General features: G+C 39.4%; 1 protein-coding gene and 1 tRNA gene. One reads left to right on the top strand and one right to left on the bottom strand.

Features of this window, described 5'->3' with window-relative positions; all coding sequences use genetic code 11:
• The first annotated feature begins 10 nt into the window (after positions 1-10).
• Complete coding sequence (dck, locus tag ACWHAR_RS24710; protein ID WP_003226792.1) at positions 11-664, top strand: deoxyadenosine/deoxycytidine kinase; 654 nt, start codon at positions 11-13, stop codon at positions 662-664.
• Between the two features lie 111 nt (positions 665-775).
• On the opposite strand, the gene ACWHAR_RS24705 is transcribed toward dck, so the two are convergent.
• Positions 776-868, bottom strand: a tRNA-Ser gene (locus ACWHAR_RS24705).
• Between the last annotated feature and the right edge of the window lie 16 nt (positions 869-884).

Raw genomic sequence — 884 nt, 5'->3', positions numbered from 1 at the left:
AGCTTATCGTATGAAGGAACATCATATCCCTAAGAATTCAATTATTACAGTAGCAGGAACAGTAGGTGTCGGAAAATCGACTTTAACAAAAACTTTAGCTAAACGGCTTGGATTTAAAACATCGTTGGAGGAAGTCGATCATAATCCATATTTGGAAAAGTTCTATCATGATTTTGAACGTTGGAGCTTTCACCTTCAAATTTACTTCTTAGCTGAACGCTTCAAAGAACAGAAAACAATTTTTGAAGCCGGCGGAGGTTTTGTACAGGATCGTTCGATTTATGAAGATACAGGAATTTTCGCAAAAATGCATGCTGATAAAGGGACAATGTCAAAGGTTGATTATAAGACTTACACAAGCCTTTTCGAAGCAATGGTAATGACACCGTATTTCCCACATCCAGATGTGTTGATCTATTTAGAAGGAGATCTGGAGAACATTTTAAACCGGATTGAACAACGCGGCCGTGAGATGGAGCTTCAGACAAGCCGGTCTTATTGGGAAGAAATGCATACACGCTACGAGAACTGGATAAGCGGTTTTAATGCCTGCCCTGTTTTAAAACTTCGCATTGAAGATTATGATCTTCTGAACGACGAAAACTCGATTGAAAATATTGTAGATCAAATTGCTTCAGTTATTCATGATAATCAAAAAAAGTGAATCTCAGTCGAGATTCACTTTTTCTTTAAAATAAAAAATCCGCCGCACCGAATGCAACGGACAAAACAATCTCCAATATATGCTTGTGTTTCATTAGAATTAAAATCAATATGGCGGAGGAAGAGGGATTCGAACCCCCGCGGGCTTTGACACCCCTGTCGGTTTTCAAGACCGATCCCTTCAGCCGGACTTGGGTATTCCTCCGTATCGACAAGACTTA

The organism is Bacillus sp. LR--39 (genome assembly GCF_053613335.1).
This window is presented reverse-complemented; position numbering and strand designations above follow the sequence as displayed.